Genomic DNA, 16932 nt, shown 5'->3' with positions numbered 1-16932 from the left:
GCCGCGATGTATCACGGAGCGGGGCTGCCGGCTCTTCGGTCCCGAGGACCGCCCCGAGGACCGGAGGGGACGATGACCAATCACCCGCCTGTGCGGATGCCCGATCGGCGCGTGCTGCGCGTCTTCGCCTTCGACCCGATGACGTCGCGACTCAGCGGCCGCTTCCTGCCGCTGAGCATCCCCTTCGAGGCGGGGCTCGGCCCCGGCCCGTCGGGCGAGCTCATCCAGGTCGTCGACTACGACGCGGCGCACGACACGTGGTATTCGCCGGTCGACCTGGACGATCCCTTCCTGCTCGCGCAGGACGGCCTGCGGCCCTCCGAGAGCGATCCGCGTTCGCACCAGCAGATCGTGTACGCGGTTGCGATGAGCGTCATCGAGCGCTTCCAGCGGTTCACCGGTCGCCGATTCCGCTGGCAGGGCGACGAGCGGCTCCGCATCATCCCGCACGCCTTCGAGGGGCGCAACGCCTACTTCGACCCGGAGCGGCGAGCCGTGCTGTTCGGGTGGTTCTGGGCGGACGAGAGCGACACGGAGGCGAACCTGCCCGGTCAGCTCATGTTCACGTGCCTGTCGACCGACATCGTGGCGCACGAGGTGACCCACGCGATCGTCCACCGCGTGCGGGAGATGTTCACCTACCCGACGAACCCGGACGTGTACGCCTTCCACGAGGCGTTCGCCGATCTCATCGCCCTGTTCCACCACTTCCTCTTCCGGGACGTCGTGGAGAGCGCCATCGCGCAGTCGCACAGCAACCTCGACGACGCGGAGGCGCTGTTCTCCCTCGCCGACGAGTTCGGGCGCGCGACGGGCCGCGGCGGTCCGCTGCGCTCGGCGATCGCCTCCGACCGTTCCGCACCGCCCGACCCGCGCGCCTTCACCCAGTCGACCGAGCCCCACACGCGCGGGGCGATCTTCGTGTCCGCGGTGTTCGACGCGTTCCTGAGCACCTACCGCGACCGCATCGCGGATCTCCGCCGGTTGGCGACCGGGGGTTCCGGCATCCTGGGAGACAGCGAGCTGTCACCCGATCTCGTGCACCGCATCGCGACCGAGGCCACCACCAACGCCGATCGCCTCCTCGGAATGGTGGTGCGCGCGTTCGACTACCTCCCTGCCGTCGACGTCACCTTCGGCGACGTCGTCCGGGCGGTCATCACCGCGGATCGCGACCTGTATCCCGACGACGAACTGCGGCTGCGCGCACGGCTCGTGGAGTCGCTGCGCCAGCGCGGGATCTTCCCTCCCGGAGTCGTCTCGCTCGCCGACCAGGCGCTCCTCTGGCAACCGCCGCAGCAGCCGCTCAGTCTCGCCGAGGGCACGGCGGCGATCGACCTCGGAGAGCTCGTGCGCGAGTCGACGGTGAAGCTCGACCCGACGGCATCCGTCGAGGGGTCGCCCGAGCGCACGCAGCGCCTGTTCCGGCAGGCGCGGGCGTGGGCCAAGACGCACGCGTACGAGCTCGGGCTCGACCCGGCGGTCGGCGGCATCGAGGCCCACGACATCCACGTGGCCTTCCAGACCGCGGCCGACGGTCAGCCGCGTCCGCGGATCTTCGCGCAGTTCGTGCAGCGGCGCGAGGACCTCGAGAAAAACGACGGGGTCCTCATCCATGCCGGCTGCGCGCTGGTCGCGGCGGTCGACGGGACGGTCCAGTACCTGATCTCGAAGCCGCTCCCGTTCACGAATGGGGCGGCAGCGCCCGCGCCCGTGCGTGACTTCGTGAGTGAGCAGGATGCCGCCGGCACCTCGCGGCTCGCCGGCATGCAGTCGTGGTTCGCCGCGGTGGCCGAGGCCGATCCCCTCGCGCTGTGGCTCGAGGAACCCGCGGTCAACCGACTCAGCTTCGCCCGCCTGCACGAGGAGGCCGGCGACGACCCGGAGGGAGAGCCGTCATGAGCAGCGGCGTCACGGTCCGCATGTACAACCCCGGATTCGGCGACTGCTTCCGGGTCACCGTCCACGACGGCGACAAGACGTGGCGACTGCTCGTCGACTGCGGCGTGCACAGCCACGGACGGGTGAAGGTCGGTGGAGTCTCGCGGAGCATCGACGAGATCGCGAAGGCCGTGGTCGCCGACCTCAGCGCCGAATGCGGCGGGACACCGCACCTCGACGTCGTCGTCGCCACGCACCACCACCAGGACCACATCTCGGGCTTCGCGTGCGACGCGTGGGACGGCGTGGACGTCGACGAGGTCTGGGTGTCGTTCGTCGAGGACCCCGACGACCCGGATGCCGCGACCCTCCGCGACGGCACGGCGAAGGTCGCCAACGGCCTGCGGCTGGCCGCCGAGCACGCCGCGAGCGCCCGCGCGCCGGGCCGCCCCGCCGAGGAGTGGCCGGCAACGCTCGCGCTCGCCCATGACTTCGCCGTCAACTCGTCTCCGAACCAGGCGGCGATGGGCCGTCTGACCTCCGGGCGCTTCCACGGCACCGCGGCCCACGTGCGCTTCGTGCCCGACAAGGATGCGGCGGCCAACGTCATCCAGATCGGCCCCGACGCACGCGTGCACATCCTCGGACCGTCCCGTGATCCCGCGGACCTCGCGCGCATGAACCCGCCCGCGGCCGAGCACTGGCTGACCGGGTCGGACGATGCGGACGACGCCGCCGACACCGATGCCGAACCGCTCTTCGACGCGCTGTACCGCGTGCCGCGCACGGAGCTGCGCGAGCGCATCGGCGAGGACGCCATGCGCGCCCGAACCGCGTTGAAGCTCGGCGATCTCGCATTCGACGATCAGGCGCTGCTGGGTGCGGCATCCCTGCTCGAACGCTCGGTCAACAACACGAGCGTCTTCTTCGTGCTGGAGGTCGCGGGGCACCGCTTCGTCTTCGTCGGCGACTCGCAGGAGGGGGCGTGGGATCACGTGCTGGACGATCCTGCGGCGCTCGCGCTCGTGACCGCGCCTCAGTTCTACAAGGTCGGGCACCACGGCTCGAACAATGCGACGCCGAAGAGATACGTCGAGAACGCGCTGGGCGATGACGCCTACGCGATGATGCCCGTCGGCCTCGTTCCGGAATGGGCCGATCAGATCCCCTACCCCGCGCTCGTCACGGCACTGGAGGATCACCACACGCACCTCGTGCGCGCCGATCGACCGCCCGTGGCGGGGCACGAGGGCGATGTGACGGTGAGCGTCGACCCGGAGGGCCTGTGGAGCGAGCTCGCGTTCGAGTTCGCGTGATGCCGAGAGTGGTCAGGGAGTCGGTGCTGCAGGCTCGGGATCCGCTGCCGGGGCCTGTGGCGCCGCCCAGCCTTCGTCGTACCAGGTCGCCGAGGCCGGGATCATCGGGTGATAGCCGGGCACGGAGGCGATGCGCTCGCGGACGCTCGCGTGGATCCGGGCATCCGGCGGGATGGGACGCCGCCGCTTGACGACCAGGTTCCACACCGGATTGTCACGGTGGGCGGTGCCGAGGGCGTTGTCGGGAGTGATCTCCGCGAAGCGCGTGTCCGCGGCATCCGTCAGCAGCAGCCCCTCCTCGCGCGCACCCTCCAGGATCCAGCGCAGGGTGATGGCCGACAGCTTCGGGTCGTCCGGGAATGTCCCGCCCACATCGGAGTGGATGCCGGCGAACCACACCTCCTCGAGGTTCGGGTGCGCCGGGTCGACGAGGTATTCGCGGAAGGGCCGGCGCCATTCGTCGATCGAGACGGCGTGACGGATGCGGGCCGCATTCGGCAGCTTGCGCGTGTACGGCCATTCGGGGGCGAGGCGCGCGACGCCCATCGCCTTCACGGTGTCCCACACGCCGAGGTAGGTGATCGGCACGGTGCTGTGGCCGTCCACATGCTGGGCGAACAGGGCGGAGAAGCGGTGGATCTCGTCCCAGGGGATCTTCTGCTCCCCGCCGCGTCGGGCGTACTCGGCGACGGCGTACTGCAGCTGGTTCTCCGACCCGGGCCGCATGAGGCCGACGAGCCGCAGCATCCCGACCAGCGCGCGTGCGGTGAACGCGCCGCGGCTGAACCCGAACACGTAGATGCGGTCGCCCGGCTTCCACTCCTGCATGAGCCACAGGTAGGCGTCGCCGAGGTTCTCGCGCAGGCCGCCGCCCCAGATCAGCCCGCCGAGGCGGGTGAACCAGCGCGAGAAGGGCGTCCACGCGCCGGGAGCGGAGAACGTTCCGACGCCCGGGTCGTAGAAGGCGATCTGCTTCGTCTCGTCGGAGAGATCGAGCAGCTGGTAGACGAGGACGCTGTTGGAGTCACCCGGACCCCGCACCTGTCCTGCGGTGCCGTCCAGGCAGACGACGAGATTCCTCGGCATGGCGACCTCCCCAAGGGCGCGACTATGCGGAGCCTACGCGCTTAGCGAGAGGAGGTGGGAACATCCTGCGGTGATACCTCGGCGATCCGCACGTAGTCGTCGATTCCGAGGTCCTCGCCGCGGGCCGTGGGCGCGACACCGGCCCGTTCGAGAACGGTGGATGCCGTGGCCGCCGACCCGCCCAGCACCTGCGACAGCGCCTGCCGCAGCATCTTGCGGCGCTGCTGGAAGGCCGCGTCGACGATGCGGAACGTCCGGACCCGCAGCTCCTCGTCGCCGCGGGGCTCGGCATCCCGCGCGAATCCGACCAGCACGCTGTCGACGTTCGGAACGGGCCAGAAGACCTGACGCGACACCGTCCCCGCCAGTCGCCACGGTCCGTACCAGGCGGCCTTGACGCTGGGGGCGCCGTACACCTTGGATCCGGGAGCAGCGGCGAGGCGCTCGCCCACCTCGGCCTGCACCATGACCACTCCGCGCTGCAGATGGGCGAAGGTCTCGAGGAAGTGCAGCAGCACCGGCACGCTCACGTTGTACGGCAGGTTCGCGACCAGCACCGTGGGTCCGCCCGGAAGCTCCGTGACGCGCAGTGCGTCGGCGTCGACGACGTCCAACGCGTCCGCGGGCACGCCGTGGTCGGCCGCCGTCTGCGGCAGGCGCGCGGCGAGGCGGTGGTCGATCTCGACGGCGGTGACGGATGCCCCGGTCTCCAGGATGGCGAGTGTGAGCGATCCGAGCCCCGGACCCACCTCGACCACGTGCTCCCCCGGCTGCACCCCGGCGACGTGCACGATCTTGCGGACGGTGTTGGCGTCGACGACGAAATTCTGCCCGAGCTTCTTGGTGGGCGTCACGTCGAGTTCGGCCGCGAGGGCGCGGATCTCGGCGGCGCCGAGGAGGGTCACGGGCATGCGTTTCACTGTAGCCTTCAGCCTCGCGTCGCTCGCGCAACCGGGTCAGGGACGCGATCCGGCCAGCGCCACGACCCGTTCGACCTCGGCGCGCAGCGCGTCCGCCATCGCGTCGGCGGGAAGCGGGTCTGCGCAGTGCACGCCCCAGGTGAGCGCTCCGGCATAGGAGATCGCGACGGCGCTCAGGCGGACATTCCCGCCGAGTGTGCCGATCGGATACGCCTCCACCAGCTCGGATCCGCCGAAGCGGAGGCGGTCGCGCGGGCCGCGCAGCGTGCTCATGACGACCGCGACCCGGCGCTGCCGGCCCGCGTACCTGACGAAGAGGCGCATCATCCTCCGGCCTCGCGCCGGAGAGCCGGCGCCCGCCAGACGAGCGCGACGGACGGACTCGGCCGTGGCGGCGTGGATCGCCTGGATGCGCTCGCCCATGTCGTCGATGCGGAGCGGGATGGGCACCACCGCACCCGAGAGCGCGTTCCCCTCACCCTTGCGGCGGCGGACGGCGACCGGCACCGACATGCCTACGGCCTCCGGCACATCGTCGCCGCGCGCGCGCAGTGCCGCCGTCACGACGCCCGCGATGGCGGCCAGCACTCCATCGTTCAGCGTCCCGCCCACGGCGGAGGCGCCCGCGCGGAATCGTGCCAGGTCGACGGACGCGAACCGTATGGACCGGCGGCCGGATGCATCGCCGAGGAGGGAGCTCCTCCGAAGGCGCGGCGAGCGCGCGACCCGCAGCCACTGGGCGGCGGATGCCCGGATGCCGCGCAGGCCGTGCAGCGGCTCCACGAGCGCCGCATCCGTCGCCGCCTGCGGAGCCGCGCCGGCGAGCGGGTCGGCGAGGGCGCCCAGGATGGCGGCGGCCGCCGATCCGTCGGCCACTGCGTGGTGCACCCGGACGACGATGCCCGCCCGGCCCGGAGCCACCGACGACATGAGGAGTATCTCCCACAGCGGAAAAGCGTGGTCGAGCGGCGTCACCATCACCTCGGCGCACAGGTCGTCGAGCGCGCGCGTCGGCACGAGCCGTACGTGGCGCTCCGGATCGACGGCGGTCCGCACCCAGGTCCAGACGCGCCCGGACGTGTCGGCCCTCTCGCCGAGGCGCGGCACGGCTGCGGCGCGCGGGATCAGGATGCGTCGCGCTTCGACGATGTCCACCGCACCGTCGCCGTCGACGAATCGGCCCGGGGCGAGAACACCCGCCACGACGAACGCGTTGACGCGTGCGGCGCCGTCGAAGACCAGGTTGGAGGCGTCCGCTGCGACGATGCGCTCCCCGTCCATGGGCTCAGTCCTCGAAGGCCCCGTACACGGCGACGCTGGTGGCAGCGACCTGCGCGCACAGCTCGTCGAGGTCGGCGTGGAGCTCATCGGCGAGGAACCGCATCGTCACCGGCACCAGATACGGCGCGTTCGGGCGGCCGCGGTGCGGCGCAGGCGTGAGGAACGGCGCATCCGTCTCCACGAGGATGCGGTCGCGCGGCGTCACGGCCAGCGCGTCGCGCAGGCTCTGCGCGTTCTTGAAGGTCACGTTGCCGGCGAAGCTCAGGTAGTACCCGCGGTCGGCGGCGATGCGGGCCATGTCGGCGTCGCCCGAGAAGCAGTGGAAGACGGTGTGCTCGGGCGCCCCGACCCGTTCGAGCGTCTCCAGGACGGCGTCGTGCGCGTCGCGGTCGTGGATCTGCATGGCGATGCCGTGCTTCTTCGCCAGCGCGATATGCGCCTCGAAGCTCTCGAACTGCGCCGGCTGACCGGCCTCGTCGGTGCGGAAGAAGTCAAGCCCGGTTTCGCCGATCGCCCGCACGCGCGGCTGCGCGGCGAGCTCGTCGATCACGCCGATCGCCTCCGCCAGGCGCCCCGCCTCCGCGTAGGCCGGGGCCTCGTTCGGGTGGATCGCGACGGCCGCGAGGACACGGGGGTGGGATGCCGCGGCCCACGCCGACCACCGGCTCGACTCGATGTCGCCTCCGGCCTGCACCACGCCGGCGATGCCGACGGCGACGGCGCGCTCCAGCTGCTCGTCGAGGCTCAGCCCGACCTCTCCGTCCTCGATCTCGAGGTGGCAGTGGTTGTCGTAGACCGGCACCGCGAGGGGCTCGGGCGACGCCGGGTAGGTGACGTCGCGCGAGCCCTTCTCGCGCTGCCGGACGTACGTCGAAGGATCCGTCATACCTGCTCGATGCGCGGGAAAAGCGGCGAGAGGCCGTTCACGCTCGTGCCCGGGCGCAGCGCGCCCCAGCTCCCCGCCTCGCGGATCGGCTGGTCGACGATGCGTCCGATGGTCTCGCCGGCCCCGAGCGCGACCCACAGCTTCTCGGTGGCGATCGGCGTGACCGGCGAGAGCAGCACCGAGAGGGCCCGCAGGCCCTCCGCCGCCGTGTAGAGCACGGTGCCGAGGCGGCCGCGCTGCGCGTCGTCCTTCGCGAGCGCCCACGGCTCGTTCTCGGTGATGTAGTGGTTCAGCGCGTCGACGATGGTCCAGATCGCGGAGATCGCCTCGTCGGTGCGGAACCTCTCGATCGCCGCATCGGCGGCTGCCGCCGCATCCCGCACCGTCTTCTGGATGCCGAGATCGACCTCGGCGTACTCGCCCGGGACGGGGACGATCCCCTCGAAGTAGCGCTCGATCATCGCGATCGTGCGGGATGCGAGGTTGCCGAAGCCGTTGGCGAGCTCGGCCTGGTAGCGCGCCGAGAGGTCCTCCCACGAGAACGAGCCGTCATGGCCGAACGGGATCGCGGAGAGGAAGTAGAAGCGGTACGCGTCCGAGCCGAAGACGTCCGTGATCTCCGTCGGCGCGATGCCGGTGAGCTTCGACTTCGACATCTTCTCGCCGCCGACGAGGAGCCATCCGTGCGCGATGACGCCCTTCGGCACCTCCAGGCCGGCGGCCATCAGCATGGCCGGCCAGATGACCGCGTGGAAGCGCAGGATGTCCTTGCCGACGACGTGGTACCCCGGCCAGCGACGTTCGAACTCCGCCTCATCCGCGCCGTAGCCGATGGCGGTGGCGTAGTTGAGCAGCGCGTCGACCCACACGTAGATGACGTGCGATTCGTCCCACGGCACCTTGATGCCCCAGTCGAAGGTCGACCGGGAGATCGAGAGGTCCTTCAGGCCGTTCTTCACGAACGAGACCACCTCGTTGCGCGCCGAGTCGGGGCGCACGAAGTCGGGCACGGTCCGGTAGAGATCGAGCAGCGCGTCCTGGAACTCGCTGAGCTTGAAGAAGTAGTTCTTCTCCTGCAGCAGCTCGAGCGGCAGCGAATGGATGGCGCAGACCTTGAGGCCCTCGAACGGGCCGGCGCCGTCGACGATCTCGGACTCCGTCTTGAACTCCTCGCAGCCGACGCAGTACAGCGCCTCGAACTCGCCCGCGTAGATGTAGCCGCGGTCGTAGATCGCCTGCACGAACTTCTGCACGCGCTCCTCGTGGCGCTCCTGCGTCGTGCGGATGAAGTCGTCGTTGGCGACGTCGAGCGTCTTCAGCAGCGGGAACCAGGCCTCGGCGACCAGCTTGTCGACCCACTCCTGGGGTGTCGCTCCGTTCGCCGACGCGGCGCGCAGCATCTTCTGGCCGTGCTCGTCCGTCCCGGTCAGCATCCAGGTGTCATCGCCCGCCTGGCGGTGCCAGCGCGCCAGCATGTCGACGGCCACCGTCGTGTAGCCGTGGCCGATGTGCGGGACATCGCTGGGGTAGTAGATCGGCGTGGTGATGTAGAACGAACTCACCTGAAGATTCTAGTGAGACCGAGTGCCACGCCCGGTCGCGTGTGACCTTCCGGGGTTCTGCGGCGTGCGCGTCCCGGCGTTTCGTCACAATCGACGGGCGAGCACCGCCTGGTACAGCTCCCGGCTCGAGTGTCCGGTGTGCCCGGCGACCTCGGCGGCGGCATCCTTCAGCCGCATGCCCGAGCCGACGAGCTCGGTGACCTGCGTCACGGCGTCGTCGAAGTCGACCTCCCGCGGGGCGGCCCCGGCGACCACGACGACGACCTCACCGCGCACGCCCTCTTCCGCCCAGGCGGCGAGTTCGGCGAGCCCCCCGCGGCGGACCTCCTCATGCAGCTTGGTGAGCTCGCGGCACACGGCGGCGGCACGGTCGCCGCCGAACGCGTCGGCCATGTCGGCGAGGGATGCGGCGACCCGCGACGGCGACTCGAAGAACACCATCGTGCGCGGCTCGGTCGCGAGCGCCCGGAGCCAGGCGCGGCGGTCCCCTGGCTTGCGCGGCACGAAGCCCTCGAAGGTGAACCGGTCGGTCGGCAGTCCGGAGATCGCGAGCGCGGTGACCACGGCGCTCGGCCCCGGGATCACCGTGACAGTCACGCCCTCCGCCGCCGCGAGGGCGACGAGCGCGTAGCCCGGGTCGCTGACTGTGGGCATGCCGGCATCCGAGAGGACCAGGACATCCTGCTCGCGCGCGAGCGCGACCAGCTCACCCGACCGCTCCTTCTCGTTGTGGTCGTGCAGCGCGACCAGGCGCGGGCGGTTGTCGACGCCGAGCGCGGCGAGCAGCCGCTGGGTCGTGCGCGTGTCCTCGGCGGCGACCACGGTGGCGTTCTCGAGCGCCTCCACGAGCCGCCGCGATGCATCCCCCAGATTGCCGATCGGCGTCGCCGCGAGGATGATCACCGCCCCAGCATAGGCTTGTGCGCGTGACGTCGACCGACGAGCCGCTGCTCGCCCACGCCCCGGCCCCGCGCCCGTCGCTGTACGACCGGTGGGCGTGGCGGGTCATGGCCGATCCGGGTCGCACACGCTTCTACGACTGGGCGGCGCCGATCCTCATCACGCTCCTCGCGGGCATCCTGCGCTTCTGGAATCTCGGCCAGCCTCACGAGCTCGTCTTCGACGAGACGTATTACGTGAAGGATGCCTGGAGCCAGTGGAATCTCGGCTTCCCGTCGACGTGGCCCAACGACGCCGACCGCAGCTTCGCCGCGGGGCACGTGGATATCTTCACGAAGGACGGGAGCTTCGTCGTCCATCCCCCGCTCGGGAAGTATCTCATCGGTCTCGGGATGTGGATCTTCGGAGCCGAGTCGTCCGTCGCGTGGCGCGTGGCCGTCGCCGTCGTCGGCACCGCGACGGTGCTCGTGCTCTATTTCGTCGCGCGCCTCATGTCCGGTTCGACGCGGTTCGCCGCCGTGGCCGGCATCCTGATGGCGATCGACGGCCTGGCGATCTCGATGAGCCGCGTCTCCATCCTCGACATCTTCCTGACGTTCTTCATCCTGCTTGCGGTGTGGCTCATCCTGCTCGACCGGCGCACCCACCTCGAACGTCTCGCCGTCATCATCGGCGGCCGCTCCGACGAGGCGGAGCCGCCCGCATGGGGACCCCTCCTGTGGCGCCGGCCGTGGCTGCTCGCCGCCGGCGCGGCGCTCGGGGCCGCGACGGCCGTCAAGTGGTCCGGCCTGTACGCGCTCATCGGCTTCGGCGTCTACGTGATCGTGACGGATGCGCTGGCCCGCCGCCGCGCCGGCGTCCGGATGTGGCCGGTGGATGCGCTGCGCCAAGGTCTCGTGGCGTTCCTGTGGGCCGTGCCGGTCGCGGCCGTCGTGTATCTCGTCTCCTGGACAGGCTGGCTGGTGACGGCGGGAGGCTACGATCGCGACTCAGCCGGCACGGCATCCGGGATCTGGGGCTGGGTGCCCGCTCCCCTGCGCGCCCTGTGGAATTACCACCAGGCCATGTACGCGTTCCACGTCGGGCTCTCCACGCCGCACACCTACGCGAGCCCCGCTTGGCAGTGGCCCCTGCTCATCCGACCGACGTCGATGTACTGGCACCAGGATCAGTTCGCGCAGAACGGCTGCACCTTCGCGAGCAGCTGCGTGCAGGCGATCTCGAGCATCCCCAACCCGCTCATCTGGTGGGGATCGATCGCTGCGGCGATCTATCTGATCTACCGGTTCATCGTCGCGCGCGACTGGCGCGCCGCGGTGATCCTCACCGGCCTCGCAGCCACGTACCTGCCGTGGCTGATGTATCCGGACCGCACGATCTTCCAGTTCTACACGATCGCGATGCTGCCGTTCCTGATCCTCGCCCTCACCTTCGCGCTGCAGGCGATCGCCGGGTCGGGGTCGAGCGACGCGCATCGACGGCTCGTGGGGCAGCGGGTGGTATGGATCTACCTCGCCGTGGTCGTCGTCGTGTCCGCCATCTGGTACCCCGTGGTGACCGGGATGACGGTGCCCTACGACTTCTGGCGCCTGCACAACTGGTTCGCGGCCTGGGTCTGACGGCGAACCTCTCCGGTTCCGCGGCGCCCGTCTCTGTCTCGCGACGGGATGCATCCTCCCGGATCGTTGGGACCTTCGCCCCTGTCGTTCAGTCGGTGGGCTCGGGAGACTCGGCGCAGGCAAACGCGCCATCCCGCGTGGAGCGTGCCCGGCTGATCGAGGAGGCGAGCCGATGCCCGCGAACCTGCAGGCGACGCCCGAGTCGCCGGCCACTCGTCGCAGACCGAGTGCCGCCGCGCGACGCGCCGGGTACCTGATCGCGATCCTGATCAACGCGGCGATCCTGTATCTCTTCAACGTCCAGCCGAGCTGGCACGTGCTGCCCTTCCTCACGTCGGCGACCACTGCGGTCCTTCCGTGGATCAATGCGTCGATCATCGTCGGCATGGCGGCGAACCTGGTCTACCTCTTCGCCGACGGGCGGCGGGTGAGGGCGCTCGGCGATGTCGTGACGACGTCAGTCGGCCTGGCGGCGATGACCCAGCTGTGGATCGTGTTCCCCTTCGATTTCAACCCGCCGACGCCCTGGACCCTTCTGACCCGCATCGTCATCGCGCTCGCGATCGTCGGTTCCGCGATCGCCATCGTCGTTCAGTTCGTCACCTTCGTGCGGGAACCCGCGCGCACGCGACGCGACGAACCATGAGTGAACACAGCCCGGATCGGTACCAGGGCGGGTGATCGCAGGCGGGCCCACAGGTGGGGTGTGCTGCTCCGCACGAATGCGACCCATGCGACTGCCGGCGCTGCGATCTCAGGCACGCGCCCATCCCGGCATGCGGGCTCGTCGGACGCCCTGCGCACGGTGTGGCCGGAGGCCGCTGCCGCGGCCCCCGGCCACTTCCCTCGCTAAGCGGTGCCTAACCGTTCGTGGCGGGCTGGAGCAGGCCCACCAGGCCGTCGGACTCGCCGTTCGGCCCTGCGCTGAACCACACGGACTGGGTGCCACCGGCAACCTGGGTGCCGACGATCAGGCCCCACAGGCCGTCGATGACCAGCGGTCCGCCGGACGTGCCGCGGAGAAGCCCGAGCACCGCGCCGGTCTGCGGGTCGAACACGTGGATCCGCCCGTCGCCGAAGTTCCCGACGAGCACGTCGCCGCCGAACTGGCCGAAGCTCGCGGGTGCGAGCGTCATGCCCCATGGCGAGTTGAGAACGCCGTGTGTCGCGAACCGCTTCACGAAGTCGCCACCCGTCGTGTAGACGTCGATGAATCCGTGGGCCGGCCCCGCGACGTCGTCGTGCAACGTCGCATCCTGCTTGGCGTACGTCACGAACACCTGCCCGTTGATCTCAGCCACGTTGAACGGCGCGTAGCCGGCGGGCAGATTCGGGTCGTGGAACATCGACGGCGTCGACACGAGAGTCCACGACGAGTTCCATGCGTCGATCCGGTTCGCGCGGAAGTTCGTGGCGAGCAGCAGCGGTCCGGTCGGGCTCTGCACCAGCGCCAGGCCCTTGAAGACCGAGTCGGGCATCTGCCCGCCGACCTGTGTGGCTGCGGCGCCTCCGGCCCATGCGGAGATGAAGCCGTCCTCGCCGGCGAAGATGAACCGTGCCGGTGTGGTGGTCCCGGGGACATCGAACCCCGATCCGCTGTTGTTGAACACCTGGCCTGTCGGGGCCCCGCCCGGGATGGCGACCGAGAGCACCTTGGTCACCGGGCTGCCGGCGATGTCCGTCCGGTAGAGCGTCGTCTGATCGGATCCGTTGTCTGAGACCCATACGGGCGTGTTAGGCCCGTGAGACATGCCCCACGCGTTCACGAGCGCCGGATCCGTGAGCGCCGCGACCCCCGGTTGGTTCGACACGAGGTTGATCTGCTGAAATGTGCCCGTTCCGGCCGCGTTGGCCGGTCCGGCGACCGCCACGGACAGTGCCAGCGCTAAGCTGGCGGCTCCCCCGACGATGGTTCTCTTGGCAACCATGACATGCGCCTCCTCCAGATTCGGGCTGCAACGGCGCAGACCCGTCTTCACTCACACGAGGTGGACGCCGCCAGAGTTCACGCTGTGGCGGTTCTTTGATTGAGAACGCCCCGTCCGCGGCGGCGGCTTCGTCGGGCGGAGCTCGATGAGCCAGGTCGAGTAGTACTCGATGACCGCTCCTCCGAGATCCCGCACTGCGTCGCCCGCCCGAGCCACTTCCTCATCCGACCAGTTGCTGAAGGTCGCGAAGAGCTCCCGGACCTGCCGTGCGCTCAGTTCGATGCTCCACCGATCCACGAAGACGTCGTCGGCGACGAACAGGCCCGAGCGGCTGAGCCGTTCCACCGTGGCCCCCGCGTCCTCGGCCTCAGCCTCGGCTGGCGGCTCGTCGCGCTGTCGCACGATCTCAGCGATGCGCTCCCGGAAGGGAGTCACCGGGGCGGCCGGATCGCCGAAGACGTTCCGCCACACGAGGAATCGCCCGTCGACGCTGAGCGCACGATGCACCTTCGGGAGCACGACATCGAGGTCCATCCAATGAACGGAGGTCGCCGCAACCGCCAGGTCGAACGACCCCGCCGCCAGGTCGACGTCCTCCGCGCGCGCGACAATGACCTCGGCTCGTGGATGCCGCGCGCTCAGCAGCGCCGCCAGTCGGGCTCCGGGCTCGACCGCCAGGACATCCATGCCCGTCGCCAGCAGCGGCCCGGTCGCTTCACCTGTGCCCGCTCCGAGATCGACCGCACGACGCCCCGGGCCGACCAGACCCGTCTGGTGCACTCGTGCCCAAACGCCCTGGGGATAGGGAGGACGCGCACGCGCGTAGATGTCCGCACGGACCTCGAAGTGCATCGCATCGCGCACATCACGAGCCTAGGAGCAGAACCCCCGAAGACCACCTCGCTGAGATGCCCATCGCCCACGCATGGCATGCTGCCGCCGACGAGTGGGCAGTCAATGAGAAGGGACTCGTCCTCGACGTCGCCCGCCTCGCCGTCGACTCTCGTGGATTCACCAGCTCAGCATTGAACGCACTCAAGAATCCGGGGAGCGACCCCGCCCAACTTGCCCTCGCGATCGGCGCGGTGCGTGCGCTTCCCCGACCCGACTCGACGGCCCGGTGAGCGATGAGCGCGCTCGCCTCTATTCAGGACCAGCCGTCTGCGCCATGATATGTACACCGTTCATAGGAATCGAGCGCAGATGTCGCGTCAAAGCCTGTTGTCTTCCTCGTCGATCCTGAGTGCTGCGCCCCTACCCACAGGGTGCGCCACGTCGTCGGGTCGATCAGCGGACGTTGGCAAGCTCAGCTCGGCTGATGGTCGCAGAGTCCGCATGGCACTGAGACCCCACCCGCGGGAGTACCGTCGCCGACCCGAGCGGCTGCCCGTCGCCGGCGCGCGCTACGCAAGGCGGGTGAGCGCGATCGTCGCGCTGATGGCCATCGGATCTCTCCTCTCAGGCTGCATATCTGTCCCCATTTCGCGGGCTCCGGCAGGCGATCCGATCGAGGCCGCCCGCGCATTGTCGGATGCACCGGTTCCCGTGCGCACGAGCGATGCGAAGAGGAGCTGCGGGGCGTTCGTGCTGGGTCAGGAAGAGACCGTGCCCACGAATGCAGTGAAGTGCATGGATGCGGCAGCTTCTGCAGCCCAGGCTGCCGAGCTCGCCTGGAGCTCCCCGACGACGGAGGGAGATCCCATCGTGTCTTTCGCCTTTGTCACGGAGGGCAGCGGCGAGGTCACCGTCTACTCGACCAATGCGTTCGATTCGTACGGGGGCGATCCTCAATGGACACGAACTGCAGCGCATGGTCGATGAGACCAACCGGCACAACGCCGTGCTCGCCGACCTGTCCGCCGAGCTCGCCGCGCTCGATGACGGAAGCCATCGCGAGGATTGACCCGTGCGGCTCGCCCCGCTCTCAACGAGCGGGGCGGGTCGGGCAGTTCAGCCCACACCACATCACATGGGGAGCAACATCGAATGACAACTCCGAACGGCACACCTCCCGGCTGGTACGACGACCAGTCCAGCACGGGCGTGCTCCGATACTGGGACGGGAACGCCTGGACCGAGCAGACCAAGCCGGCCAGCGAAGACTTCCTCGCCCAGCCCACCACCGCCACCGCCACTGAGGTGGCGGCCAAGCAGAAGCGGCCCTGGTACAAGCGGAAGGCGATCGTCATTCCGGCCGCCGTGGTCGCCGGGCTGGTCATCATCTCGGCCGCCGCCAACTCGGGTAGCAAGTCACCGACCGACGCGTCCGACAACACGGCAGCCATGGTCGCGAAGACGGCGTCGTCGACGCCGACCCCGGTGGACACCACGGTGGGCGTGCCGAACATGAGCACCATGACCGTCGCCGACGCGAAGCACGCCGCCGACGCGCAGGGGCTGACGCTCACTCTGCCGGCGGGCGCCGGGGACGACTGGGTGGTGTCCACGCAGGACCCGGCACCGAACACCCGCGTCGACAAGGGCACCGCCATCATCGTGCAGGCGACCGCCCCCGCCCCGCCGGCCACCCCGGCGCAGCAGGCGGCGTACCGGTCGGCGAAGTCGTACGTCGGGTACAAGGGATTCTCCCGTGCCGGTCTGTTGCAGCAGCTGACCAGCACGTACGGCGAAGGGTTCGCGCCGGCTGACGCCGAGTGGGGTGTGGCGCAGCTCGAGGCGAAGGGCGAGGTCGACTGGAACCAGATGGCGGTGGAGTCGGCGAAGTCGTACATGGAGATGAAGGGCTTCAGCCGGGCCGGTCTGTACCAGCAGCTGACCAGCAAGTACGGGGAGCAGTTCACCCCGGAGCAGGCCAACTATGCGCTCGACCAGATCGGGCTGCACTGATGTCGCTCCCATACGACGGCGACGCCGTGCTCGAGGCGATGCAGCGCCGCTACGGCACCGTCGGCCTGTTCCAGTTCGCCTCCATCTGGGCGCTGGTGGTCGCCGTCGTTCTCCTGTTCACCGCTGGCTGGGGGTGGGGGATCGCGCTGGGTGTGACCGCCCTGATCATCCTCACGTTGGCCATCCACGCCCGCCGGACCCTGCGTCTCGCGATCGTACAGTACTCCCTGTTCAGGACTCCAGAGGGTCAGCGCGCCCTGCAGGAGGAGGCCGACCGGCGTCTGCGGGAGGGCGACTACTGATGGGCAAGGTGAAGTCGTGGCTCATCGTTGGGGCGATCGTGTTGTTCGCGATCTTCGCGGTCAACGCGTGCAATTCCCACGGGTCGAACTACTACCCGGACGACTACAACTGCGTGCCATCCGAGCATGGTGTCGACTGCGAGTAGCCACCACGTCACACGGATGGTTGCACCTGATCCGTGCGGCTGTGGCCCGCTCTCATCGAGCGGGCCGCGGTCGGGCAGCTCAGCCCCCTGTCCGCCGGCAGGATACGTCGGCACCCAAGACTTGGGTGCCCCGATTCAAGGAAGCAGTTCAGGATGTACGTGATGCACAGACACCGCACAGGCGACCAGCTTCCCTGGATGCCCCTGACCCTCGGTCCCCGCGCGACAATCGGCTCGAGAAGCAGAACGGATCCTGGT

General features: G+C 69.7%; 17 protein-coding genes. 9 read left to right on the top strand and 8 right to left on the bottom strand.

Going from position 1 to position 16932, the window contains the following annotated elements; all coding sequences use genetic code 11:
* The first annotated feature begins 72 nt into the window (after nt 1-72).
* Nucleotides 73-1902 (top strand): hypothetical protein, encoded by a 1830-nt coding sequence (locus tag AC0NZN_RS04900; RefSeq protein WP_474591143.1) that lies wholly within the window; start codon nt 73-75, stop codon nt 1900-1902.
* On the top strand, nt 1899-3197 hold the full coding sequence (locus AC0NZN_RS04895; RefSeq protein ID WP_474591142.1) for a ComEC/Rec2 family competence protein: 1299 nt from the start codon (nt 1899-1901) through the stop codon (nt 3195-3197). Before AC0NZN_RS04900 ends, AC0NZN_RS04895 begins: the two co-directional genes overlap by 4 nt.
* Nucleotides 3198-3209: 12 nt before the next feature.
* On the opposite strand, the gene AC0NZN_RS04890 is transcribed toward AC0NZN_RS04895, so the two are convergent.
* The 6 genes from AC0NZN_RS04890 to rsmI all read right to left on the bottom strand — a co-directional run bounded on the left by AC0NZN_RS04890 (nt 3210) and on the right by rsmI (nt 9835).
* Complete coding sequence (locus AC0NZN_RS04890) at nt 3210-4283, bottom strand: DUF2235 domain-containing protein (RefSeq protein WP_474591141.1); 1074 nt, start codon at nt 4281-4283, stop codon at nt 3210-3212.
* Between the two features lie 41 nt (nt 4284-4324).
* Entirely contained in the window at nt 4325-5194 is an 870-nt protein-coding gene (gene rsmA, locus AC0NZN_RS04885) for a 16S rRNA (adenine(1518)-N(6)/adenine(1519)-N(6))-dimethyltransferase RsmA (RefSeq protein WP_474591140.1), read from the bottom strand.
* A 45-nt stretch (nt 5195-5239) separates the two neighbouring features.
* The gene (locus AC0NZN_RS04880; RefSeq protein WP_474591139.1) at nt 5240-6484 is read right to left on the bottom strand and encodes a wax ester/triacylglycerol synthase domain-containing protein; all 1245 of its coding nucleotides are present in this window, start codon (nt 6482-6484) and stop codon (nt 5240-5242) included.
* Between the two features lie 4 nt (nt 6485-6488).
* Nucleotides 6489-7370, bottom strand: coding sequence for a TatD family hydrolase (locus AC0NZN_RS04875; RefSeq protein ID WP_474591138.1), 882 nt, complete (start codon nt 7368-7370; stop codon nt 6489-6491).
* Entirely contained in the window at nt 7367-8932 is a 1566-nt protein-coding gene (metG, locus tag AC0NZN_RS04870) for a methionine--tRNA ligase (protein ID WP_474591137.1), read from the bottom strand. The genes AC0NZN_RS04875 and metG overlap by 4 nt, the downstream gene beginning before the upstream one ends.
* An 84-nt stretch (nt 8933-9016) precedes the next feature.
* Nucleotides 9017-9835 carry a 16S rRNA (cytidine(1402)-2'-O)-methyltransferase gene (gene rsmI, locus AC0NZN_RS04865; RefSeq protein ID WP_474591136.1) on the bottom strand — a complete coding sequence of 273 codons (819 nt, stop codon included), beginning with the start codon at nt 9833-9835 and terminating at the stop codon, nt 9017-9019.
* A gap of 23 nt (nt 9836-9858) precedes the next feature.
* Here rsmI and AC0NZN_RS04860 point away from each other — a divergent pair, with 23 nt between their 5' ends.
* Both AC0NZN_RS04860 and AC0NZN_RS04855 read left to right on the top strand, forming a co-directional pair.
* The gene (locus tag AC0NZN_RS04860; RefSeq protein WP_474591135.1) at nt 9859-11451 is read left to right on the top strand and encodes a dolichyl-phosphate-mannose--protein mannosyltransferase; all 1593 of its coding nucleotides are present in this window, start codon (nt 9859-9861) and stop codon (nt 11449-11451) included.
* A 172-nt stretch (nt 11452-11623) separates the two neighbouring features.
* On the top strand, nt 11624-12097 hold the full coding sequence (locus tag AC0NZN_RS04855) for a hypothetical protein (RefSeq protein ID WP_474591134.1): 474 nt from the start codon (nt 11624-11626) through the stop codon (nt 12095-12097).
* A 214-nt stretch (nt 12098-12311) separates the two neighbouring features.
* On the opposite strand, the gene AC0NZN_RS04850 is transcribed toward AC0NZN_RS04855, so the two are convergent.
* On the bottom strand, nt 12312-13379 hold the full coding sequence (locus AC0NZN_RS04850; RefSeq protein WP_474591133.1) for a TIGR03118 family protein: 1068 nt from the start codon (nt 13377-13379) through the stop codon (nt 12312-12314).
* Between the two features lie 51 nt (nt 13380-13430).
* Nucleotides 13431-14243 (bottom strand): class I SAM-dependent methyltransferase, encoded by an 813-nt coding sequence (locus AC0NZN_RS04845; protein ID WP_474591132.1) that lies wholly within the window; start codon nt 14241-14243, stop codon nt 13431-13433.
* A gap of 44 nt (nt 14244-14287) precedes the next feature.
* On the opposite strand from AC0NZN_RS04845, the gene AC0NZN_RS04840 reads away from it, so the two are divergent.
* The 5 genes from AC0NZN_RS04840 to AC0NZN_RS04820 all read left to right on the top strand — a co-directional run bounded on the left by AC0NZN_RS04840 (nt 14288) and on the right by AC0NZN_RS04820 (nt 16674).
* Entirely contained in the window at nt 14288-14503 is a 216-nt protein-coding gene (locus AC0NZN_RS04840) for a hypothetical protein (protein ID WP_474591131.1), read from the top strand.
* 292 nt (nt 14504-14795) lie between these two features.
* Nucleotides 14796-15200 (top strand): hypothetical protein, encoded by a 405-nt coding sequence (locus tag AC0NZN_RS04835; protein ID WP_474591130.1) that lies wholly within the window; start codon nt 14796-14798, stop codon nt 15198-15200.
* Between the two features lie 165 nt (nt 15201-15365).
* Nucleotides 15366-16226 carry an Ltp family lipoprotein gene (locus tag AC0NZN_RS04830; protein WP_474591129.1) on the top strand — a complete coding sequence of 287 codons (861 nt, stop codon included), beginning with the start codon at nt 15366-15368 and terminating at the stop codon, nt 16224-16226.
* Nucleotides 16226-16528 (top strand): hypothetical protein, encoded by a 303-nt coding sequence (locus AC0NZN_RS04825; RefSeq protein WP_474591128.1) that lies wholly within the window; start codon nt 16226-16228, stop codon nt 16526-16528. Before AC0NZN_RS04830 ends, AC0NZN_RS04825 begins: the two co-directional genes overlap by 1 nt.
* Nucleotides 16528-16674 (top strand): hypothetical protein, encoded by a 147-nt coding sequence (locus AC0NZN_RS04820; RefSeq protein WP_474591127.1) that lies wholly within the window; start codon nt 16528-16530, stop codon nt 16672-16674. Before AC0NZN_RS04825 ends, AC0NZN_RS04820 begins: the two co-directional genes overlap by 1 nt.
* Nucleotides 16675-16932 lie beyond the last annotated feature (258 nt).

This window comes from Microbacterium sp. sgz311019, from assembly GCF_056135325.1.
This window is presented reverse-complemented; position numbering and strand designations above follow the sequence as displayed.